Source organism: Streptomyces sp. NPDC048411, from assembly GCF_040704695.1.
Classification (GTDB): Bacteria; Actinomycetota; Actinomycetes; order Streptomycetales; family Streptomycetaceae; genus Streptomyces.
This window is the reverse complement of sequence record NZ_JBEZKL010000039.1, coordinates 1-22563: the sequence shown is the minus strand read 5'-3', so window position 1 is coordinate 22563 and position 22563 is coordinate 1. Positions and strand designations below refer to the sequence as shown.

The window sequence follows — 22563 nt, the reverse complement described above, 5'->3', positions numbered from 1 at the left end:
GCTCGCCCGTCCGTCCGTCACCGCTACGCTGGCGGACACACGCCGAGGTTCCCCTCCTTCTTGCGGACAGGTGGTTGGATTTGCTGTACATCGCGTTCCTGCGCGGGATGAATGTGCCGGGCCGTTCGGTGAAGATGGAGTACTTGCGCAGCCTGTTCACGGACATGGGATTCGACTCCGTGCGCAGCTACATCCAGAGCGGGAACGTCTTCTTCGAGTCCCGCGAGACCGACCGCGCCGTGCTCAGTGACCGGATCGGTGACCATCTGGGAGAGACGCTCGGCTACGAGGTCGCGGTCTGTCTGCGTACGGTCCCGGAACTGGAGGCGCTGATCACGCTTGACCCGTTCAAGGACGTCACGGTCACCCACGACATGCGCTGCTGCGTGGTGTTCACGACCGAGCGGATCGATCCGGACCTGGCTCTGCCGCTGATCTCCCCGAAGAAGGACATGGAGATCATAGGCAGCACCGAGTACGACGCCTTTGTCATCTGGTATCTGATCAACGGCAAGGCGCCCGCGGCCAAGGGCTTTCAGGAACGCGCGCTGGGACGCGACGCGACGACGCGCTACTTCCACACCGTGGTGAAGATTCTCGACGCGGCCAAGAAGGGCGCGTCCTGACGCTCAAGTCCGGGCTTGGCCGAGGCCGGCATCCCCTGTCCGATTCTGGACGGGGAATCGCGGATGGGAGACGCATGGCGAATTCGCCGGGATGCGCTGGAGCTGTTCACGATCGCCCCTTCTCGCGTGAGCCCGGGCCCGATCGGCAGCCTCACCGGCATCGCCCTTTGACCCTCGCAGCCCACATCTGTCTCAAGGTGCCCGCGTCTACAGGCGCGGCCACGGCCGGGCCCCGAGACGTTCGATGTCGGTGTTGAAGCGCCTCAGACAGGAAGCGAAGGCGGCGATGTCTTCTTCCGGCCAATCGACCATGACCTGTTCCAGGGAGCGGACGATGCCCTCCCTTTCCCTGTTGAGTACGCGTGCGCCCTCGTCGGTCATGCGGAACTTGCGGGCCATTCCGCCGTCAGGGTCCGGGATGCGCTCCACGAGTCCGGTGCGCATCATCGCAGCCGTCTGCCGGTTCAAGGTGGAGGCGTCCAGTCCGAAGGCGTCGCTCAGTTCGCCGATGGACATCGGTCCCTGCACGTGAATGCGGCTGAGCAGGATGTAGGCGCTGCGCTCCAGGGACCCGTCCCTGCGGTGTTTGCCTCGCTGGTTCACGAACGTGTGGCGACTGAGGAGCATCTGCTCGTACTCGACCTCGTGTGTTGCCCGGGCCATGCGCCTGTCGCCTCCTGACTGTCGCCGGGCCGCTCTCGCTCTCGTCCGGGCGGCCCGCTCTCCATTCTCTCATAGGCGTGCATCATGCATGTAAAGTGCTCGATGCATAAAAAGTGCGTGATACACATCCAATGATGGTCACCCGTGGCGTTGTGTCCGGCGAAGGTGTGTACCGGTTTCGACGTGTCCGATGCCGTGGTCGGCCAGCGGGCCGACGCTCAGACCGCGTCGACGGCACTCGGCGAGCAGGCCGGGCAGCGCATTCAGCGTGGCTCGCCACGCGCCCGGCGCGCTCCATCCGTCCGCGTCGTGCAGCAGCACGGTGCCACCGCCGGTCAGACCTGCGAGGACCGATGCCCTCACGGAGCGGGCATCGGCGTCCGCCCTCCAGTCCCGGCCCCATGCCGACCACAGCACCGGTCGCAGCCCGGCGCGCCGGGCTGCAGCCAGGCGGCCGCCGGTGAGGATGCCGTAGGGCGGCCGGTACCACTGCGGGACGGTCCCACAGATCTGCTGCACCGCGCCGACGGTTCGCTTCACCTCCCGTACGTCGCGCAGCGGTGTGGGGAACCAGGGGCGCTCGTGATGCCAGCCGTGCACCGCGACCTCGTGACCACCCGCCACAAGCGCAAGGCCAAGGGCGGGATGACGTTCCAGCGAGTCGCCGACGACGAAGAAGGTGGCCCGCACCCGGTACTCGTCCAGGACGCGCAGGACGTGTGGGGTGCTGGCCGGGTCCGGCCCGTCGTCGAAGGTCAGTGCCACGTGGGAGGGATGACCGCGGCCGTCCAGCGCGGGGCTGAGGATCCTCCGTACGGGCGGCAGCCATGTGGCGGCGGGCCCCATGTGCCACGCGGCAGTCACCCCGGCGGCCGCACCCAGAGCGCCGACCACCGCGCCGGATGACACCGCCGTCCGCCCTGCGGCGGAGCGTCTTACCATCGTTGTTCGTCCTTTCCGGAAACCACGGGGGAACTGCTCAGATGCACGCTGGCGAACGCGATGAGCCCGAGCGCCGCGGCCTCCGGCAGCACCCGCCAGCCCAGTTCGATCCGCTCCTCGAACAGCAAGACGCCCAGAATGACGCTCAGCAACGAGTCGCCGAGAGTGAGCGCGGGCTGCGAGGCGCCCAGCGAGCCCGCCCGCAACGTGGCTTGCAGCATCAGGAACGAGCCCAGGCCGACGGCCGCGGCCGCGTAGATCTGCCACGTGGTGAACAGCACCCCGACTCCGCCGGACAGCAAACCGAGCGTGTCCTTGATCAGCGCCGCGGTGAAGGAGAAACCGATGGCGGTCGCTGACCCCAGCACCACCGCACGGGCGGAGCCCCGCAACCCCGTTCCCACCATGATCAGCACGGTCGACACGGCGACGGTGGGCACAGCACTGAGCAGCCACCTCTTCGGCGGCATGGTGTCCACGCCAACGGTCGGACTGGCCAGCAGGAGGAAGGCCGCCAGGCCCAGCGCCATACCGAGGAACGCCCCCCAGGTCCGCGCGCCGGGCGGCCGCCGGAAGACGGCCGCAGCCAGCACCGACGTGAACAGCAGCTCCGTCGTCATCACCGGCTGCACCACAGCCAGTGGCCCGGTCGCCAGGGCGAGGGCCTGCGCCAGCCCCGAGACGAGCAGTAGTCCCGCACCCCAGCGCCAGGCCGGGCGGCGGACGAAGCTCAGGCTCCTGAGGCGATGGCTGCCTGTGAAGCCGGGCAGGTCCGCTGCCGCAGCGCGGCGCTGCAACACGGAGGCTGCCGCGTTCCCGAGCGCGGCGAACAGCGCCAGCACCACGGAGACGATGATCACGTGTCACCCATCCTGCGCGCCTGTCCGTTACCGGGGGCCCGTTCAGCCGAACCGCATGGCCAGCTTGCGGAAGAGCTGCGGAGCCACGCCCTGCAGTCGCCCCGGCACGCCCAGCCAGCGCGGCACGGTGATCTCGTCCCGGCCACCGGCGAGTGCCTTCTCGACTGCTGCCGCGACCCGCCCGGCGGGCACCGGCCGTGGCCAGGACCGGGTGTACGGGGTGCCACGGCGGGTGAAGAACGGCGTGTCCACGGGGCCTGGCAGCACCAGGCAGACGTGGACGCCTGTGCCCCGCAGTTCGTAGCGCAGGCTCTCCGCGAACGCGATCAGCGCGCCCTTCGTCGCCGCGTAGACCGCCTCGTCCCGTACACCGAACCGGCCGGCGACAGAGCCGATCAGTACCAGCCGGCCCGACCTGCGGGACACCATCTGCGGCAGCACCAGGCGGACGAGGTGGAGTACGGCGCAGATGTTGACACTCACCAGACGGTCCACTGTGGCGGGCGGCATGTCGGTGTACGCGCCGGCCCAGCCGAGCCCCGCTCCGGCGACGAGCGCGTCAACTCTTCCGCTGTGCGCCAGTGCCGTCTCGGCCAGTTTGCGGCAGCCCTCCTCGGAGGCCAGGTCCATCGGCAGCGCGGCACCGGCGGTGCGGGCGGCGACACTGCCGAGCCGGCCCTCGTCCCGCCCGTTGAGCAGCAGTTCCCATCGCCCGCCGGCCGCGAGCCGTGACGCGATTTCGGCGCCGATACCGGAGGAGGCCCCGGTGATCAACACGACCGGCCGCGGGCCGGGGGCGGGCGGACCGGCCGCAACCGACCGCGTCGCGTCGGTCCCGGTTGCCGGGGTGCCGCGGGCTGGGTGGCTCTTGCGCATGGGCTTCCGTCCTCCGGGGCCGCCGACATCCTGGTGAAGCACCAGCCGGTAGCGGCCCGTAACGAGTCATCCTTCATGCAACCAGCGCACTGGCAATCGCGCTCGTCCGCACCTGGGCCAGGGCGAACTTCGAAAGGAGCGTCGACCGCCCGCAGGGCGGGCCAGGCGGGACTTTCGAAACACGCCCTAACGGCCCGCCCGTCCGGGGTTGGCGCACCGGCCACGATGCGAGGAATATCCAAGAATGGGACGCCGGATTCTGATCGTCAGCGCGAGCATGGGCGCCGGACACGACGCCGTGGCCGCCGAACTGGCCGGACGGCTGCGGGCCGGCGGCCACCTGACCGCGCGTGTGGACCTCCTCGACATACTGCCCCCCGGCGCCGGGCGCGGGCTGCGCGCCGCATACCGCACGGCACTCCGCCACTGCCCAGGGGCCTACGCGGCGGTCTACTCGGCATTCTTCCGCGACCGCGGAGACCAGCGTGACCGGAACGGCTGGGCGCCGAGCACCGGGCCGCTGGCCGCAGCCCTGGAGCCACGCCTGCGCGACGTCGTCGAGCGTTGGCGCCCGGATGCGCTCGTCTCCACCTTCCACCAGGCTGCTCAGGTCACAGGGCGGCTGCGGGCCCAGGGGGGTGACTGCCCGCCCAGCACGGTCGTGGTCACCGACTTCGCCGTGCACCGGCAGTGGCTCCATCCCAGCAACGACCTGCACCTGTGCCTGACCGAGGCCGCCGCGGCACGCGTCCGTGCCAGGACCGGACGCCCGGCGGAGGCGTGCGGCCCGGTCGTGCCTCCGGCCTTCGCTGCGGCGGCCCACGCGAGTGCGGGCGGGCGGCCGTCGCGCTGGGCGCGGGAGTTCGCGCGGCGTGCCCCCGGTCGGCCTGCCGTGCTGCTTTCGGCCGGTGCCTGGGGCGTGGGACAGGGGCTGACCGACACCGCGCTCCTGCTCGCCGGCGCAGGCCACCTTCCGGTGCTGCTGTGCGGAAGGGACGAACGTCTGCGGACCCGCGCTGCGATGCTTCCCGGTGTCCTGGCGCTGGGCTGGGTCGAGGACCTGCCTGAGCTCATGGCGGCATCGAGCGCCCTGGTGGACAACGCCGCCGGGCAGACGGCCGTGCAGGCCCTCGCCGCCGGCGTACCGGTCGTCGGATACCGGCCGATCCCCGGCCACGGCGCCGAGGGCGTCGGTGAGATGGCCGCCGCAGGCCTCACCGAGCACGCTGCCGACACGATCGGGCTGCTCAGCTCACTCGACCGGCTGCTGCGCCCCGGCCCCGAGCGGGACCGACGGATCGCCGCCGGGCGGGCTGTCTTCACCGCAGACGCGGCGGAACTGGTCGCCTGGTGAGCGGCGTACGGCGGGAAACGTACGGATGCCAGTGCCGCTCCCGGGAGGCTTTGCCCCGTCGCGCCGCCCGGCATGCCCGGTCGACACCCCGGGGCGACGCTGTTACCGAGCTTCGTGCACCGGACGTGCCAGCTCGACATTGAACTGGGCCCCGGTCAGCAGAGCGAGATTGGTGAACCAGACCCAGATCAGGAAGATGACGAGCCCGGCGAGCGATCCGTACAGCCGGCTGTAGGAACCGATGTGGGTGGCGTACAAGGTGAATCCGGCCGATGCCACGAGCCACAGGGACGCGGCGAGTACTCCGCCGGGCAGCCCCCGCCGCAGCCCCTTGGCCGCCGCCGGGCCGGTACCGAACAGCACCGTGATCAGACAGGCGACGAGAAATATCAGGAGGGGCCACTTCAGCAGCGTCCAGACCGTGGCACTTGCGTGTGCGAGGCCCATCCGGTGTCCCAGCCAGTGGGCCGGCGGCCCGGTCAGCACCAGCGCGAACGCGCTGGTCATCAGCAGCAGAAGCAGTCCGACGGCGGTGGTCACGATGATGTGCGCCTTGCGCAGTGCGGGCCGCGTGTCGCGGACGCCGTACAGGGCGTGCAGAGCACGGCGGAAGACGGCCAGATAGCTGGAGGCGGACCACACGGCGCTGACGGTCCCCGTCGCGACCAGTAGCCACACCGGGCCGCGTTCCTGGGTCGCAGCCTCCAGGGGTTCGCGCAGGGCGGCGCCGGACTCCGCGGGAGCGAAGGCTGTGATGTCGGCGATCAGCGCGTCGGTTGCTCGGGGGTTGGTCAGGCCGATGAGGGCAACGGTGACCAGGAGCGCCGGGAGGAGGGCGAGGATGGCGTAGTACGTCAGGGCGGCGGCCCAGTCCGAGAGGTCGTCGTTCCACAGGGAGACGGGGGTGCGGCGCAGGGCGGCCCGGTAGTGGGCCGCCCGCCCCGAGGGCGCGCCCTGGCGGGGGACGGTTCCCGAGGCGGTGGGTGTGGTCTTGCTGGGCACGCTGGTCTCCGGGGGGACGTGGTCAGGCACGGCGCGGCCTGGCGGCGCCGGGGGAGGCAGCGGATCCCCCGGGGTACGGACGTCCTTTGCTACCACCTTTCCTCGTGCCTCCGATCATGGGTCGTACTCCTGCCGTGTCCAGGGCCACCTGCACGACCGGACGAGTCCGTCCCGGCAGCCCAGATGCGGGACGCGCGCGCCTCGACCCCCTGCGCCACCAGCCCATTCGTGTACTCGGCGCGGGACGCGATGCCGTCCATTGACCCGAAGCTGCGGCGCGCGGACCGACCTGACGGGGCGTGAGGCCTCAGGCACGCCGGGATGTGGCACGGTGAACACGCAGCCCGATGGATCACCCGGAATGGATCACCGAGGAGGAGATTCCGTGTCGAAGCCACCGCTTTCCGAGACCGCGATCGCCATGCTGAAGAAGCCCAACCCGGCCGTCATCGCGACGCTTCGGGCCGACGGCCAGCCAGTGTCCACGGCCACCTGGTACCTCTGGTGCGACGGCCGGATCCTGGTCAACATGGATGAGGGCCGCAAGCGGCTCGAACACATCCGCAACGACCCCCGGGTCACGCTCACCGTGCTCGACGAGGCGAACTGGTACACCCACCTCAGCATCATCGGGCACGTCGCCGACGTACGTGAGGACAAGGACTTCACCGACATCGACCGCCTGGCCCAGCAGTACCTCGGCACGCCGTACCCGCAGCGGGACCGCGGCCGGGTCAGCGCCTGGATCGAGATCGACCGCTGGCACGGCTGGGGCACGCTCAAGGAGAACAGCCAGCCCGGCTGACCCGCGCGCCGCGGCGTTCGGCACGCACGCTCACCGCCGTGTCGGGATCACCCACACACGACCTGCACAAAGGCGGCCCTGCGCCTCGCGATCGCACGCACCAGACGCCGAGCGGGGGGTGGCAGTCGCCGCCGATCCGGCGCAACCAACGCCTCGTCACCCAGGCGCGGCTTTGACGTCCGTACCGACATCAGTCGCACAGGAGGCCTGGCCTGCCCCTGTCCGGGCGAGGCGAGCTCGCCGCCTGTCAGCGGGTTGCGCGGAGGGGCGTACGTCGTGACCAGAGGCCACCCTGGGGTAACCGGGCGTACGGCCCACTCCGCTGCCGGTGGCGGCCGGCGGTGGGAGAGCAACCTGATGCCGATCGGTATCAGGTTGCCGCCCTACCGCCGCCCCGCCTGCCGTGGCACCGGACCGGACAGTCCGCCGAGAATCAGACCGCCGGGGCCGGGAAGGTCGGGTACTCGACTCCGGAGACGTGCTGGACGACGCGGATGACCTGGCAGGAGTAGCCGAACTCGTTGTCGTACCACAGGTAGAGGATCGCGTTGTCGCCGTCGACCTTGGTGGCGCCGGCGTCGACGATCGAGGCGTGGCGCGAGCCGATGAAGTCGCTGGAGACCGCATCGGGGGCGGTGGTGAAGTCGATCTGTCGCTTGAGCGGCGAGGTCAGCGACACGTTGCGGAGGTAGTCGAGGACCTCCTCGCGGTTGGTCTCGCGTCCGAGCCGCAGACTGAGGATCGCGATCGAGACGTCCGGAACCGGGACGCGGATCGAGCTGCCGGTGATCGGCGCCTTGAGGTCGGGCAGCGCCTTGGCGACGGCGGAGGCGGCACCGGTCTCGGTGATGACCATGTTGAGCGGCGCCGAGCGGCCGCGGCGGTCGGCCTTGTGGTAGTTGTCCAGCAGGTTCTGGTCGTTGGTGAACGAGTGGACGGTCTCCACGTGGCCGCGCAGGACGCCGTACTCGTCGTCCATCGCCTTCAGCGGCGGGACGATCGCGTTCGTGGTGCAGGAGGCGCAGGACAGGACCTGCTCGTCCGGCTTGATCGTGTCGTGGTTGACGCCGTGGACGATGTTGGGGACGTCGCCCTTGCCCGGCGCGGTCAGGACGACCTTGTCGATGCCGGGGCGCAGGTGCTTCGAGAGGCCCTCGCGGTCACGCCACTTGCCGGTGTTGTCGATGAGGATGGCGTTGTCGATGCCGTACGCCGTGTAGTCGACCTCGGACGGGTCGTTGGCGTAGATCACCTTGATCTCGTTGCCGTTGGCGACGATCGTGCTGTTCGCCTCGTCGACGGTGATCGTGCCCTGGAACTGGCCGTGGATGGAGTCGCGGCGCAGCAGCGAGGCGCGCTTGACGATGTCCTGGTCGCCGCCCTGGCGGACGACGATGGCGCGCAGCCGCAGGCCGTTGCCGGAGCCGGCCTTCTCGATGAGCAGGCGGGCTACGAGACGGCCGATGCGGCCGAAGCCGTAGAGGACGACATCGCGCCCCTCGCGGCGTTCGATCTTGTTGTCGCCCGTGGCACCGGCGACGGCCTGGGCGGTGAACTCCTCCACCGAGAGACCGCGGTCGTCGGTCTTGTACGTGGCGGCGAGCATGCCGATGTCGATCTGGGAAGGGCCGAGATCGAGCGTGGTGAGAGCCTGCAGAAACGGCATCGTCTCGGTGACCGAGAGTTCCTCACCGGCGATCTGCCGGGCGAATCGGTGGGTCTTGAGAATACTCACCACCGACTTGTTCACCAGGGAGCGGCTGTGAAGCAGGACCGTGACGTCCTGCTCCCGGTGCAGCTTCCCGATGATCGGGATCATCGACTCCGCGATCTCCTCGCGATTCTTCCAGTTGGTGAACGAGTCCTCGTTGACAGTCACAGGCGCATCTTTCGAGCTAGGCGGTGCTCATATGCTAACCGCCCGCCGATTCGATCATTCACCCGGTGCCACCTGAGCGGGATTCCGCGATCGGGCCCCATGGCCACATCAGGACAAGGAACGGGCTGCCGTGCCGGGTAGGGGCGCTCGATGTGCGGGGATCTGTCCCGGCTTGTCCCGTACCAGGAACGCACCCGGGCCGCCCGTCGCGCTCCTGCGGCACGGGGCACGGGGCACCGAGAAGAGTCAGTGGGGGAAGCGGCCCGCCCGGTCGACGTGCGAAGGACTCCCGGGCGGGCTACGTCGTCCACGCTGCCCTGAACGTGTCCGCACGCGCTGCCGACGGGCCGGTGCCTGAGCCGAACGAGGGTGCAGAATGCGGCAGTCAGGCGCTGAGCGCTTGCCCATGGGTGTCGATGGCCGCGGGCAGAACGCCCAGGTGCCCATGGAGATCGGCGGCCGCGCGGACGGTCCGGTCGGCGAGAAGCGTGTCGAGGTGGGTCGGCCCGGGGCCCGGCAGACACCCCTGAACTGCGGCGACCGTCGGCAGGGCACGTTCTTCGAGCCGGGGCAGCACCGGGAGGCTTCGGCCGGACATGACGCGCGCCGGGGCCGCGGACTTCTCGTGGAAGCCGCGGACGTCTGCGGCTTCCACGACATTCTCGCCCTCGGCGCCCATGAGCTGTGCCTTCGCCCTCGCGTCGCGGCGGCAATCACCGTGTTCTCCGGCGCGCACATGGTCTTATGGGACACGAGGATCAGTGGCGGGTTGTCGACGGTAAGGACTTCGAGGGGATCTTCACCGGTGAAGGTGACAGCAGACATCGTGCGGGTCTTCACCAGTCGCTGCGGCGGGGACCGTCTCGCCCGCCGGGCTGCAGGCGGAGCGGCCTCAGCCGGTGTGCCAGTCACCGACTCGGCCACTGCGCTCTCCCGCTCCCCTCACCATGGTGGTCGACGCCGCGCTCGATCCCACCCGCAGCCTGTCCCGGGAGGAACCCGGAAGCGTGAGGCGGCTGAGCGCCGTGCGGCCGCTCGTGGGCCATTGCGCTGCCGACAAGGCCATGGCACACGGTGATGTTCCCGTGACACATGATCCCTCCTTCCCTTCTCCGTTCCGGGAGCAGAGCACACGTGCCCCGGAGACCCGGACCCCGCTGCGCGCGTTCCTCAGGACAGAGGCCGGCAGCGCGGCGGTGCTGTTGGCCGCCACGGTGGCGGCACTGGTGTGGGCGAACGCGGCTCCCGGGGCGTACGCATCCTTCTGGGAGGTGCGCCTGTCGGTGACGGTGGGATCGGCAGGGGTATCTCTGGATCTGCGTGAGTGGGTGAACAGCGGCCTGATGACGTTCTTCTTCTTCGTCATCGGGCTGGAGGCGCGACGGGAGTTCGACATGGGCGAGCTCCGGGAGCGGCAGCGGGTCATGCTGCCCCTGACCGCAGGGCTCGCCGGCATGATCGTCCCCGTCGGGGTCTACCTCGCGTTCAACTCGGGCGGTGCCTCGGCCCACGGTTGGGGCGCGGCCATGTCCACGGACACCGCGTTCGCCCTGGGCATGCTGGCGATTCTGGGACGACGGTTCCCCGACGCCTTGCGCACGTTCATCCTCACGGTGACCGTCGTCGACGACCTGCTGGCTCTGGTGGTCATCGCCCTCGTCTACAACAAGCACGTCACCGTGCCCGCCCTGCTTTCCGCCGTGACCCTGTTCGGCCTGATCCTGCTGGTCAGGGCAGCGGGCGTGCGCCACGGACTGACGTACCTGCTGATGGGGGCCGCGACCTGGGTCGCCCTGCTCAAATCCGGTGTCGATCCGGTGGTCGTGGGTCTGGCCATGGGACTGCTGACCTATGCCTACCCGGCGGCGCGCAGCGACCTGGAACGCGCGAGCGATCTGTTCGTCTCATTCCGCGAGCAGCCCACACCTGAGCTCGAGCGCTCGGCACGCCGGGGACTGGCGTCGGCGCTGTCGCTCAATGAGCGGCTGCAACGGATGTACCACCCGTGGACGAGTTATGTGATCGTGCCGGTGTTCGCCCTCGCCAACGCAGGCATCACCATCGACGCGGGACTGGTGTCGCGGGCGGCAACGTCCCCGGTCACCTTGGGTATCCTGCTCGGCTATCTGGTCGGCAAGCCGGTGGGCATCACCGGTGCCTCCTGGCTGCTTGTCCGGCTGAGCCGTAATCGGCTGAGGCCTCCGGTCGGTTGGGGCGCCCTCGCCGGAGGCGGCACGATCGCCGGGGTCGGGTTCACCGTCGCCCTGCTGATCTCCACGCTCGCCTTCGAAGGAGACCGGCTCGAAGAGGCGAAGGTGGGCATCCTGGGCGCGGTGGCCTGTTCCTTCCTCGCGACCTGCGCCGTCGCGATGGCGATCAGGCTCCTGCCGCCGCAGCGGCGTGCACGGGTACTGCTCGGCACGGCCGAGAGGGTGATCGATCTCGCGGTCCCGGTCGACCCCGATCGTGACCATGTCCGGGGCCCGATGACCGCTCCGGTGACTCTGGTCGAGTACGCCGATTTCGAATGCCCCTACTGTGGCCAGGCCGAACCAGTGGTCCGTGACCTTCTCGCCGACTTCGGCGATCTGCGCTACGTGTGGCGGCACCTGCCGCTCACCGACGTCCATCCCGGCGCGCAACTCGCCGCCGAGGCCGCCGAGGCCGCGGCGGATCAGGGGGCCTTCTGGCAGATGCACGAACTTCTCCTGAAGCACCAAGGCGCGCTCCTGGCGCCCGACCTGATGCGCTACGCGGACGAACTGGGCTTGGATGCCGAGCGCTTCCGGCGCAGTCTGCGCACCCACGCGGGAGCCGGCCGGGTCGCTGAGGACGGGGAATCGGCTGATCTGAGCGGGGTGACAGGAACCCCCACCTTCTTCATCAACGGCCTGCTGCACCGTGGCGCCTACGACATCGACGCGCTGTCTGCCGCGGTACGAACAGCCCGTGCGCGCGCGGGACTTACGGGGTGATCCGCCGGATGCAGCCGTGACAGCGCGGTGTTCCGGCAGCAGGCGAGTCCGGGGAAGGTTTCGTGGATGCCGGCTCGGCGTTTCCGGCGGGTACGGAGGCGTCTGAAGCCGTTGGAGCCGGGCGGAGGTCGCTTCCCGGACTGTCGGGCCCCCGGATCGACCCCGTCGGCCCACCGCTGGTTACGGCCTCCCTCGCGATAGGGAGTGGGCTCCCGACGCCCTGCGACGCCGCCTCCCATGTGCCGATCGGTCTGAGTGGCGCCGGGCCGGGTTCCTGTCAGTCCGGCGTGAGCACCGCGGCGCCGTTCACGCGGTCCGCGGCCAGGTCGGCCAGTGCCTGATCAGCCCGGTTCAAGGGATAGCGGCTGACGGTGACCTGGATACCGATGCGTTCGGCGAGTTCGAGAAATTCGCGGCCGTCCTCGCGGGTGTTGGAGGTGACGCTCCGCAGATTCCGCTCCTGGAAGAGATGCCGCTGATAGTTCAGCGTGGGAATGTCGGAGAGATGGATACCGGCGATCGCGAGGGTGCCCGACCGGTCGAGTCCCTCCAGGGCCACCGGGACCAGATCACCCACCGGAGCGAACAGGATCGCCGAGTCCAACGGCTCCGGTGGGCTGTCGTAGGTGCCACCGACCGATGAAACACCCAGGGACAGAGCGAGTTCACGTGCCTGCGCGGAACGCGTCATCACATGGACGGTCGCGCCGTCGGCCAGCGCCACCTGCGCGGCCAGATGGGCCGACGCGCCGAAACCGTAGATTCCGAGCCTGCCACCCTTCGGCAACGCACTGCGGCGCAGCGACCGGTAGCCGATGATTCCCGCGCACAGGAGAGGGGCGAGCAGGGCCGCGTCCTGGGACTCGGGGAGCCGGTAGGCGAACGCCTCGGGAACAAGTACCAGGTCGGCGAAGCCGCCGTCCGCATCCCACCCCGTGTACGTGGACCGGGGGCACAGGTTCTCCCGTCCGGAGCGGCAGTAGCGGCAGGACCCGCAGGTACCGCGCAACCAGGCACCGCCGACCCGGTCGCCGACCCGGAACACGCCGGTCGCCTCGCCGACCGCTGCCACGCGGCCGACGATCTCGTGTCCGGGAATCGTCGACGGACGGTGGGGAGTGAGGTCCCCCTCGGCGAGATGCAGGTCCGTGCGGCAGACGCCACAGGCTTCCACCCGCAGCAGGAGTTCGTCCGGGGCGGGCGCGCTCACCTGGCGGTGTCTCCGTATCAGGGGACCGGTACCGATCGGTCCCGGTGTCCCGACGGCCCAGCCGCTGAGCATCTGTGGGTGGGGGAGCCCCATACCTCCAGCCTGCGGCCGCTGGGTGGGTCCGGCAAACCGGCCGGTTTCAACGTGCGCCTCGGGAACCGCAGACCAGGGCCGCTGCTGCATCGGCGGGAGTGGGTGGCCCGCCAGGTCCTCGCCCGGGGACCATCCGGCCCATGTGCCCCGAACTTCCGCCGAGTCAGCCTGGCAGTGCCCCGTACTGGACCTGACAGGAAGAAGGGCGATGTCATGAAGGCACTCGTCTTCCAGGGCCCCGGCCGGACCGCGTGGGGGGATGTACCGGATCCCGGCATCAAGGACGCCGCGGATGCGATCGTTCGCGTCGACACGGTGACCATCTGTGGCACCGATCTGCACATCGTCAAGGGCGACGTGCCCGAGGTGGTTCCGGGCCGTGTGCTCGGGCACGAAGCGGTGGGCACCGTGGTCGAGACCGGCGGCGATGTCCGGACGGTGCGGCCCGGTGACCGCGTGCTGATCTCGTGCATCTCCGCCTGCGGACGGTGCCGGTTCTGCCGCGGCGGACAGTACGGTCAGTGCCGCGGGGGCGGCGGCTGGGTGCTGGGCCACACGATCGATGGCACCCAGGCCGAATATGTGCGGGTGCCGTTCGCCGACCTGTCCGTCCATCCGCTGCCGGGTGCCGTCGACAGTGACGACGCGGTCCTGTTGGCCGACATCTTCCCGACGTCGTACGAGGTCGGGGTGGTGAACGGCAACGTGGGGCCCGGCGACACGGTCGCCGTGGTCGGTGCTGGGCCCATCGGTCTGGCGGCCATTATCACCGCGCGTCTGTACAGTCCCGGCCGCATCATCGCGGTGGACCTCGCGGAGTCCCGGCTGGCCACCGCGCGCGCACTCGGTGCGGACGCGACCGTCAGCGCGAGCGAGGAACCCGAGCGCCTCGTCGAGGACCTCACCGATGGACTCGGTGCCGATGTCGTCATGGAGGCCGTGGGCATACCGGAGACATTCGAGATGTGCACCCGGATGGTCCGCCCGGGCGGTCGGGTCGCGAACATCGGGGTCCACGGCAAGCCCGCGGTCCTGCACCTCGAAGACCTCTGGATCAAGGACGTCACGATCACCACCGGGCTGGTGGACACCCACTCCACGCCCATGCTGCTGGGCATGATGGCCGCGGGGCGTCTCCCGTCGGATTCGCTGATCACCCACCGTTTCGAGCTGGGCCAGATGGAGGAGGCGTACGACATCTTCTCCCGCGCCGCCGAAACCGGTGCCCTCAAGGTGGCACTGGGCGGCCCGCAGCACAACGCCGTCTCCGTCCCCGACCTGCCGTGACCCGAAGGACGTGAGGACCATGAGCGAGGGCACGCCTTCATCCGCTTCCAGCGAGTCTCCGACCGGCCGTAGCGACCTCGGACGGCGCGTGGCAGCGCGCCGTCAGGAACTCGGACTCACCCGTGAGGAGGTGGCCGAACGCTGCGGCGCCGCTCCCTCGTACATCGCCTATCTGGAGGACCGGGCTGCTGTACCGGCCGTCGGCGTTCTCGTGAGCCTCGCCGATGCGCTGGAGACGACTGTGGCCGAGCTGACCGGTACGACGGTGGAACGTCCCCCCGGCAGGGCAGCGGCGCTGCCGGGCGCCGAACTGGTCGCGCTCAGTGACACAGAGTGCCTTCGACTGCTTGCCGGCCACGGTGTGGGCAGGATCGCGATCGTCACGGCGGACGGGCCGGCCGTCTTCCCGGTCAACTACGTGCTGACGGGCAACGAGATCGCGTTCCGGACCACCGGCGATGGACTTCTGGCCGCGTCTGCGGGAACCGAGGTGGCCTTCGAGGCCGATCACATCGACGACGCGATGAGCCAGGGCTGGAGTGTGCTGGTGGTGGGCGATGCATCAGGTGTCACTGGTGCCCAGGCCATCCAGCGACTGGACCGTGGGGCCCCCTCCCTTCCCTGGGCGGGTGGCCCCCGCACCCACTGGATGGTGGTCACCCCCACTCGTATCACCGGGCGTCGCGTGGTGCAGAAGTGAGAGAGCTGCGTGTCGTCGCCGGCACGCAGCTCGCGCGGCAAACGGTGTGCGGCGGGCGGGCATGCGAGCCGGCTGCGACTGCCCGGTGCCTGGGTGCGCGGGCGGAACCCGCGGACCGGCCAGGACACGGCCGTAGTCGCGGAGCCATCGGGATGGGGTGAGACATGGCGATGGGGTGAGACAGGGAGGATGACGGGGGCGTCCTCCCGGGGATCTGGGTCATTCGTCCCTCGAACGGGCTTCTCGGCAGGGCCGTTCAGGACGCGTCGGCCGGCAGGTTTCCGTACCAGGACGTGTTCCCCCGGGCGCGCTCCACCGGGTGCCTCGTGGTGTTCGGCCGCTACGGTGGACATATGGCCCGCCCGTGACGCGCGGGCCACGGCGGAGGCACCGTGGGCGACAAGGGCACTCACCGCAACGGCGAGGAACGCCGTCGGCTGGGCACACTCCCCGGCGACCTCCAGGACCGCCTCGATCTTTCGGAGCGCGGCCCCGCCGAGGCGGCGCTGCTGCTGGACGCCGTCATGTCGGTGGGAAGGGGGCTCGATCTGCCGCAGGTGCTGCGCCAGATCGTCGAAGCCGCGGTCGTCGTGGTCGATGCCGAGTACGGAGCCCTCGGGGTGCTCGGTGAGGGAACCCGCCTTGCGCAGTTTCTGCCCGTGGGCATCACGGACGAACAGAGGGAAGCCATCGGCTCGCTGCCCGAGGGGCACGGCATCCTCGGCGAGCTGATCCGCCACCCCGTGCCACTGAGGCTCAAGGAACTCGCCGACCACCGGTCGTCCCACGGGTTTCCGCCGAACCATCCCCCCATGCACTCGTTTCTGGGGGTGCCCATCCGGGTCCGCGACGAGGTGTTCGGCAACCTGTACCTGACCGAGAAACGGGGCGGCCGCGCCTTCGACGCCGAGGACGAGACGGTGCTTTCCACCCTCTCTGTGGCAGCCGGGGTCGCCATCGAGAACGCACGCCTGTACTCGGAGACGCGTGACCGGCAGCGTTGGCAGGAGGCCAACAGCGAGATCGTCGAGGGTCTGCTGAGCGGGGTGGACGAGGCGTACGTCCTGCAGATGATCGTCGACCATGCCTCGCGCATCCTCTCCGCCGACCTGGGAGTTCTGGCGCTCCCCGAGGGCGAGGGCGCCCTGCGGGTGGCGATAGCCTCCGGCGTGGACGCCGACACGCACCGCGGGCTGGTCCTGCCACGCGAAGGTTCGTTCGTCGGCACAGCTCTCCACACGGGCGAGCCGATCATCAGCCTCGATGTCGAGTGTGATCCGAGGATCACCGCCGGGCCCCCGCGATGGGCAGGGCTCGGCCCGGCCGTCGCGGTGCCGATGAAGACGGGGGGACGGGTCCTGGGGGTGCTGCTGCTGGCCCGTGTACGGGAGCGTCCCGCATTCACCGAGTGGGAGACCGCGCCCCTGCTGACGTTCGCCGGGCAGGCGGCACTGGCGATGGAACTCACGGAACGGCGTGAGTCCGCCGAGCAGATCGCCCTGCTGGAGGACCGCGACCGGATCGCCCGGGACCTGCACGACCTCGCCATCCAGCGGCTGTTCGCCACCGGTATGACCCTGCAGAGCGTGGTGCGGTTCGTGGACCATCCCCAGGCCGGTGAACGGCTGCTGCGTGCCGTGGACGATCTCGACGAGACCATCAAGATCATCCGGTCCACCATCTTCGGCCTCCGCGCACGCGAATCGGGCCGTGCCGAACAAGGTCTCCGCGTCCGCACGCTGACCGCGGTGGAGCAGGCCGCGCCTGCCCTGGGCTTCCAGCCGTCTCTCCGCATGGCAGGGCTCATCGACACAGATGTGCCGACTGAGACCGCGGACCAGGTGATCGCGGTGCTCGGCGAAGCGCTCAGCAATGTCGCACGCCATGCCCGGGCGACCTCGGTGGACGTCTCGATGGTGGTCGGTGAGGGAGCACTGACGTTGGTCGTGTCCGACAACGGAGTGGGCATGCCGGAACACGACGGCGCACACAGTGGGCTGGACAACCTCGCGCAGCGCGCCAAGAACCTCGGCGGTGACATGACGGTCGAGCCATCGGCGGAGGGCGGCACCCGGGTGAGGTGGCGCGTGCCGCTGCGACTGACGTGATCCGCGGACCGCGCGGCGGGCCGCGGCGTCGGCGTCAGTACTCCCGACCGCTCGCCGAGGGCGGCGAGGAGGGAGCCGGTCTGTGCGCGGCGATCACGGCTGCCTGGATACGGCGCTCCACGCCGAGCTTCGCCAGGAGGCGGGAAATATGGTTCTTGACCGTTTTCTCCGACAGGTAGAGGCGTTTGCCGATCTGACTGTTGGTCAGTCCTTCACCGATCAGGGCAAGAACGTCCTTCTCCCGTGGAGACAGTGCGGAGAGCGCGTCCTCGTCCTCGGCCTTGGTATCGGAACTCTCTCCGCGCAGGCTGTGCATCAGCCGAGCGGTGGTCGCCGGATCGAGGGTGGAGCGCCCGGAAGCCAGTGTGCGGACGGCTGTGACGAGGTCGGATCCCTTGATCTCCTTGAGTACGTAGCCTGCTGCGCCCGCCATGATGGCGTCGAGCAGTGCTTCGTCGTCGTCGAACGAGGTGAGCATCAGGCAGGCCAGTTCCGGCATCCGTGAACGCAGTTCACGACAGACGCTGATCCCGTCGCCGTCCGGGAGCCGCACATCGAGAATCGCGACATCCGGGCGCAGCGCAGGGCCACGGGCCAGCGCGTGATCGGCCGTACCGGCATCGCCGACGACCTCGATGTCGGGTTCCGCGTCGAGCAGATCCTGCACCCCGCGCCTGACCACCTCGTGGTCGTCCAGCAGGAACACGCGGATAGGATGCTGTGCGGAGAACGCGGCTTCGCCGCTCATGGCGCCCACCTCGCTTCTGCAGGGCTCTGCCACCGGCCCCATGTTCATCGTGGCCCGCACACCGACGGTGCACCAGAGCCGATCGGCCCCTGCACCACCCGGGCCGTTCAGTCCTCGGCGATGTCGGGCTGGGGACCGTAGAGCTGGAGCAACCTCACCCGCGTTCCGTTCAACCGCTCCGCCACTGTCTCGGCCACGTACTTGTACACCGCCCGGCCCAGCACCGCATCGGCCGCGCACAGCGCGCGCACGGTCGCGGCCTCGAACTCCAGGGCCTGACCCGCGTGGACCACGTGTGCGCCCATGTGCCACACGTGCGGGGAGCAGAGCCAGGACCAGCCCAGCAGGTCGTCCTGGCCCAGGGTCTCGACGACCGCCGGGCGGCGGCCGGGCAAGCGGAGGTCGATCTCGACCCGGCCGGAGCGGATGATCCAGAAACGGTCGGCCCGCCGGCCCTCTTCGAAGAGGCGTGAGTCGAGGACCAGCGGCACTTCGTGCGCCGCAGTGTCGACAAGGCGCTGCCGGCTCTCGGGCGGGAGCGCGTCGAGCAGACTGTGCGTCGACATGGGGTCCTCCGTCCCTGGCGGGCGATGGCGGCTCCGCGCGTGACAGCCCGGCCACGTGCCCGACCGTCTGGTGTGAACGATAGGCGGGGCTCCGGGGGGAGGCTCGGTCATCGGGCACCCCCGGGGTCTGCCGTACCCGAACCCGCTGAACGGCATCAGCCCGTTGACCGGAATTCCACGTGATTTTCACGGTGATCCGCTCAGCGACCCGCCCGCTTGGGCCGTACGGGGGCGGTCCGGGACCGATCGGCCCATGGGCTCGGATCTCACGCCGCAGGATTGTGGAGCACGCACCTGGGCACATACCCGGTGAGCGCCAGGAGGTGGTGGCAGTGAGCCGCATCAGAATCGTCCGTCGCCCACCGCCTCCCTCGGGGCCTCCGCCCCTCGACCTGCGTACTCCGTCCGGGCGGCCGCTGCCCTACTGAGATCCACGACGCGCCGGTGTCCCGGAACCGTGATGCCATGAAAGGAACCCCTGGCGAAGGGACCTCCCCGCTCATGGCAGCCGTACCGTCTCTTGCTGCGTGCCTGCACTCCGTGCGGGCCGTGGTCTTCGACACCGACGGAGTGATCACCGACTCCGCCCGGAGCCACGCCGCGGCCTGGAAGAAGGCATTCGATGCCTGTCTGTCGGAGCGGGAGGGACAGCGGCCCTTCGATCCGGTCGACGACTATCTCCGCCACGTCGACGGCCGTTCACGGCAGGACGGCGCGGCGGCCTTCCTCGCGTCGCGAGGCCTGAACCTTCCCGAAGGCAGCCCGGACGACCCGCCCGGCACCGCGACGGTAGGGGCCGTCGCCGCACGCAAGGACGAGCTGTTCACGGAAACGCTTCGCACCCACCCGGTCGATGTCTGGCCCGGCACGGTGTGTCTCCTTCACGCGCTGCGCAGTGAGCGGATCCCCTGTGCTGCCGTGTCCGCCTCCCGCCACGCGACGGAACTCCTGTCGGGGGCCGGCCTCATCGGGCAGTTCGGTGCCGTGGTCGACGGAAATGAGGCACGGCGGCTCGGGCTCGCGGGAAAACCGGATCCCGCGCTCTTCGTCGAGGCGGCGCGACGCCTCGGTGTTCCCGTTTCGGACACCGCTGTGGTGGAGGACTCCCTGGCCGGTGTCGAGGCCGGCCGCCACGGCGGATTCGGACTTGTGGTCGGCGTGGACCGGACAGGCGATCCCGGCAAGGCCGCGGACCTGCGACGCCGTGGCGCCGACATCGTGGTGTCCGATCCCGGCGAACTGCTGATCGGCGACGGCTGATGGCGAGGGCCTGGGAGTGGTCGTACGAGGGGTACGTGCCGGAGGAGGAGCGGCTCCGCGAGGCGCTGTGCACGCTCGGCAACGGTTACTTCGCCACCCGTGGAGCCGCACCCGAGTCCATCACAAGCGGGTCTCACTACCCCGGCACCTACATTGCGGGCTGCTACGACCGGCTGACCTCATCGGTCCAGGGCCGGCAGGTGGAGAACGCCGACTTGGTCAACCTGCCGAACTGGCTGCCGCTGCGCTACCGCATCCGCCCCGCCGGCACAGCCCCCGGACCGTGGCTGTCACCGGACCACGAACATCTCGCCGAATACCGGCAGACGCTCGATCTGCGCCGCGGCACGCTGACCCGCCGGTCCGTCTACCAGGACCAGGCAGGCCGTCGCCTGTACGTCGAGCAGTGCCGTCTGGTGCACATGGGCAACCCGCATCTCGCCGCCCTCCACACGGCTTTCACCGCGACCGGGTGGTCGGGGGCGATCGAGGTGGAGGCGGCGATCGACGGCGACATCCGGAACGCCGGTGTCGCGCGGTACCGGGATCTGTCGGGCTGCCATCTGACCGGCTGGTCGACCGGAACGGAACAGGACGACGTGGTGTGGCTCAGATGTCGCACCGTGGAGTCGGAGATCGCCGTCGCGCTGGCGTCCCGCATCGTGGCCACGTCCGGCGGTCATACGTGGCAGCCGGATGAGTCCGGCCGGCGTCCTCGTCAGCGGCAGACCCCACGGAAGATCTTCCAGACACTGGTGCTGCCGCTGGATCCGGGATGCGACGCCGTCGTGGACAAGACGGTGGCGCTGCACACGTCGCGTGACCCGGCGATCGGCAACCCGCTACGGGCTGCTGTGGCCGGTGTGCGGACGGCCCCGGAGTTCTCCGAGCTGCTGGCCTCGCACCATCGGGCGTGGGCCGGCCTGTGGCAGCGGAGCCGAATCGAGGTTCCGGGCGAAGCGGGCAGGATTCTGCGACTTCACCTCTTCCACGTGCTGCAGACGCTGTCCCCGCACACGGCAGAGCTCGATGTGGGCGTACCGGCGAGAGGACTGCACGGGGAGGCATACCGGGGCCATGTCTTCTGGGACGAGCTCTTCGTGCTGAGGTTCCTGAGTCTGCATTTCCCGGAGGTTTCCCGGGGGCTTCTGGACTACCGCCACCGGAGGCTGCCCGCAGCCTGCCGCGCGGCACAACAGGTGGGGCGGGCCGGGGCCATGTACCCCTGGCAGAGTGCCGACGACGGCCGGGAGGAGACCCAGGAACTCCATCTCAACCCGCGTTCGGGGCGCTGGCTGCCCGACCATTCACGTCTGCAGCACCATGTCGGTTCGGCCGTCGCCTACAACGTGTGGCAGTACTGCCAGGCCACTGCGGACACGGACTACCTGCATTCCAAGGGCGCGGAAATGCTGCTGCAGATCGCCCGGTTCTGGGCGGCCAGCGCCGCATGGGATGCGCCGCTGGCCCGGTACCGCATCCGCGGTGTGGTCGGCCCCGACGAGTATCACGACGCCTATCCGGGAGCCGGGACCGCAGGCATAGACGACAACACGTACACGAACGTGACGGCGGCGTGGGTGCTGGCACGGGCCACTGAGCTCTACCGCGACCTGCCCGAGCCGCGGCGCAAGCTCCTTCTGGAGCGCATACGCCTCGACCCCGCGGAGCTGGAGCGTTGGGAGGACGTCTCCCGTCGGCTGCATGTTCCGTATCACCGTGGTGTCATCAGCCAGTTCGCCGGTTACGGAGAACTGGAGGAACTCGACTGGGCCGCTTACCGGAAGCGCTACGGCGACATCCGGCGGCTCGACCGCATCCTCGAGGAGGAGGGCGACACGGTCAACCGCTACCAGGCATCCAAACAGGCTGATGTTCTGATGCTCGGCTACCTGTTCTCACCCGGAGAGCTCGGCGGCCTGTTCCAGCGTCTCGGACATGTGCTGAACGACGACATCTGGCGCGCCACCGTCGACTACTACCTCGCGCGTACGAGTCACGGTTCCACCCTCAGCTCCGTGGTTCATGCCTGGGTGCTGGCACGTGCGCACCGTGAGGAGGCGTGGGCGCACTGCGAGGAGGCGCTGACCGGTGACGTGGTCGACATCCAGGGCGGCACCACGGCGGAAGGCATCCATCTGGGGGCGATGGCCGGCACCCTCGATTTCGTGCAGCGCGGAATGACCGGGCTGGAGATGCGTGACGACGCACTGTGGCTCTCCCCGGCCCCGCTTCCCCAGCTCTCGAAATTCGGCGTACGCATCGGATTCCGCGGGCACGAAGTGGACCTGGGCATACGGGCACAGCGGCTCCGGATCGCGGTATCGGACTCGTACCACCCAGCCGTCCGGCTGGTCCTGGGCGGCCACACCCACATGATCGCCCCCGGCACGCTGCGATGGCTCGATCTGCCATCGGGCCGACGCCCCGTCCGCGGTCACAGGAACGGCCGTCAGGACTAGGGCCTGTTCTGAGTTCCCCGCCTGCGCCCCGACGCCCGGCACGCACGCTCGCCGCACGGTGTCGCAGGACAGGTGGCTCCGCAACATGACCTGCGACACCGCACGCCGATCGCACGCACCGACCACCGCTGCGCCCGCGCTTCGCGC

Annotated in this window: 19 protein-coding genes; 9 read left to right on the top strand and 10 right to left on the bottom strand. The window is 69.7% G+C overall.

Annotation, left to right across the window (positions count from 1 at the left end; all coding sequences use genetic code 11):
- Nucleotides 1-80 precede the first annotated feature (80 nt).
- Nucleotides 81-626, top strand: coding sequence for a DUF1697 domain-containing protein (locus AB0915_RS16380; RefSeq protein ID WP_366691732.1), 546 nt, complete (start codon nucleotides 81-83; stop codon nucleotides 624-626).
- Nucleotides 627-833: 207 nt separating this feature from the next.
- On the opposite strand, the gene AB0915_RS16375 is transcribed toward AB0915_RS16380, so the two are convergent.
- From AB0915_RS16375 to AB0915_RS16360, 4 genes are all read right to left on the bottom strand, one after another.
- The gene (locus AB0915_RS16375; protein WP_366691731.1) at nucleotides 834-1289 is read right to left on the bottom strand and encodes a MarR family transcriptional regulator; all 456 of its coding nucleotides are present in this window, start codon (nucleotides 1287-1289) and stop codon (nucleotides 834-836) included.
- Nucleotides 1290-1427: 138 nt separating this feature from the next.
- On the bottom strand, nucleotides 1428-2135 hold the full coding sequence (locus AB0915_RS16370) for a polysaccharide deacetylase family protein (RefSeq protein ID WP_366691757.1): 708 nt from the start codon (nucleotides 2133-2135) through the stop codon (nucleotides 1428-1430).
- An 89-nt stretch (nucleotides 2136-2224) separates the two neighbouring features.
- Nucleotides 2225-3091, bottom strand: a complete 867-nt coding sequence (locus AB0915_RS16365; RefSeq protein WP_366691730.1) for a DMT family transporter — start codon at nucleotides 3089-3091, stop codon at nucleotides 2225-2227.
- 42 nt (nucleotides 3092-3133) lie between these two features.
- Nucleotides 3134-3967 carry an SDR family oxidoreductase gene (locus tag AB0915_RS16360; protein ID WP_366691729.1) on the bottom strand — a complete coding sequence of 278 codons (834 nt, stop codon included), beginning with the start codon at nucleotides 3965-3967 and terminating at the stop codon, nucleotides 3134-3136.
- Nucleotides 3968-4211: 244 nt separating this feature from the next.
- Here AB0915_RS16360 and AB0915_RS16355 point away from each other — a divergent pair, with 244 nt between their 5' ends.
- On the top strand, nucleotides 4212-5321 hold the full coding sequence (locus AB0915_RS16355; RefSeq protein WP_366691728.1) for a galactosyldiacylglycerol synthase: 1110 nt from the start codon (nucleotides 4212-4214) through the stop codon (nucleotides 5319-5321).
- A gap of 102 nt (nucleotides 5322-5423) precedes the next feature.
- Here the strand turns inward: AB0915_RS16355 and AB0915_RS16350 are convergent, their stop codons facing one another.
- A complete protein-coding gene (locus tag AB0915_RS16350) occupies nucleotides 5424-6323 on the bottom strand; it encodes a YihY/virulence factor BrkB family protein (protein WP_366691727.1) in 900 nt (299 codons plus the stop codon).
- A 385-nt stretch (nucleotides 6324-6708) separates the two neighbouring features.
- On the opposite strand from AB0915_RS16350, the gene AB0915_RS16345 reads away from it, so the two are divergent.
- The gene (locus AB0915_RS16345) at nucleotides 6709-7128 is read left to right on the top strand and encodes a PPOX class F420-dependent oxidoreductase (protein WP_366691726.1); all 420 of its coding nucleotides are present in this window, start codon (nucleotides 6709-6711) and stop codon (nucleotides 7126-7128) included.
- A 433-nt stretch (nucleotides 7129-7561) separates the two neighbouring features.
- Here AB0915_RS16345 and AB0915_RS16340 read toward each other — a convergent pair whose 3' ends face one another.
- Complete coding sequence (locus tag AB0915_RS16340; protein WP_366691725.1) at nucleotides 7562-9007, bottom strand: glyceraldehyde-3-phosphate dehydrogenase; 1446 nt, start codon at nucleotides 9005-9007, stop codon at nucleotides 7562-7564.
- A gap of 385 nt (nucleotides 9008-9392) precedes the next feature.
- Entirely contained in the window at nucleotides 9393-9686 is a 294-nt protein-coding gene (locus tag AB0915_RS16335; protein ID WP_366691724.1) for a hypothetical protein, read from the bottom strand.
- A 406-nt stretch (nucleotides 9687-10092) separates the two neighbouring features.
- Between AB0915_RS16335 and nhaA the strand changes: the two genes are divergently transcribed.
- Nucleotides 10093-11982, top strand: a complete 1890-nt coding sequence (gene nhaA / locus AB0915_RS16330) for a Na+/H+ antiporter NhaA (RefSeq protein WP_366691723.1) — start codon at nucleotides 10093-10095, stop codon at nucleotides 11980-11982.
- A 277-nt stretch (nucleotides 11983-12259) separates the two neighbouring features.
- On the opposite strand, the gene AB0915_RS16325 is transcribed toward nhaA, so the two are convergent.
- On the bottom strand, nucleotides 12260-13285 hold the full coding sequence (locus AB0915_RS16325) for a zinc-binding alcohol dehydrogenase family protein (RefSeq protein WP_366691722.1): 1026 nt from the start codon (nucleotides 13283-13285) through the stop codon (nucleotides 12260-12262).
- 213 nt (nucleotides 13286-13498) lie between these two features.
- Here AB0915_RS16325 and AB0915_RS16320 point away from each other — a divergent pair, with 213 nt between their 5' ends.
- The 3 genes from AB0915_RS16320 (at nucleotide 13499) to AB0915_RS16310 (ending at nucleotide 17380) form a co-directional block, all read left to right on the top strand.
- Entirely contained in the window at nucleotides 13499-14572 is a 1074-nt protein-coding gene (locus tag AB0915_RS16320) for a zinc-dependent alcohol dehydrogenase family protein (protein WP_366691721.1), read from the top strand.
- 19 nt (nucleotides 14573-14591) lie between these two features.
- Nucleotides 14592-15272 (top strand): pyridoxamine 5'-phosphate oxidase family protein, encoded by a 681-nt coding sequence (locus tag AB0915_RS16315; RefSeq protein WP_366691720.1) that lies wholly within the window; start codon nucleotides 14592-14594, stop codon nucleotides 15270-15272.
- Nucleotides 15273-15664: 392 nt separating this feature from the next.
- Nucleotides 15665-17380, top strand: coding sequence for a GAF domain-containing protein (locus AB0915_RS16310; RefSeq protein ID WP_366691719.1), 1716 nt, complete (start codon nucleotides 15665-15667; stop codon nucleotides 17378-17380).
- A gap of 34 nt (nucleotides 17381-17414) precedes the next feature.
- Here AB0915_RS16310 and AB0915_RS16305 read toward each other — a convergent pair whose 3' ends face one another.
- Nucleotides 17415-18128 (bottom strand): response regulator transcription factor, encoded by a 714-nt coding sequence (locus AB0915_RS16305; RefSeq protein WP_366691718.1) that lies wholly within the window; start codon nucleotides 18126-18128, stop codon nucleotides 17415-17417.
- Nucleotides 18129-18235: 107 nt separating this feature from the next.
- Nucleotides 18236-18694 carry a cyclic nucleotide-binding domain-containing protein gene (locus AB0915_RS16300; protein WP_366691717.1) on the bottom strand — a complete coding sequence of 153 codons (459 nt, stop codon included), beginning with the start codon at nucleotides 18692-18694 and terminating at the stop codon, nucleotides 18236-18238.
- Nucleotides 18695-19195: 501 nt separating this feature from the next.
- On the opposite strand from AB0915_RS16300, the gene AB0915_RS16295 reads away from it, so the two are divergent.
- Nucleotides 19196-19954 carry an HAD-IA family hydrolase gene (locus AB0915_RS16295; protein WP_366691716.1) on the top strand — a complete coding sequence of 253 codons (759 nt, stop codon included), beginning with the start codon at nucleotides 19196-19198 and terminating at the stop codon, nucleotides 19952-19954.
- Nucleotides 19954-22416, top strand: a complete 2463-nt coding sequence (locus AB0915_RS16290; protein WP_366691715.1) for a glycosyl hydrolase family 65 protein — start codon at nucleotides 19954-19956, stop codon at nucleotides 22414-22416. Before AB0915_RS16295 ends, AB0915_RS16290 begins: the two co-directional genes overlap by 1 nt.
- Nucleotides 22417-22563: the final 147 nt, after the last annotated feature.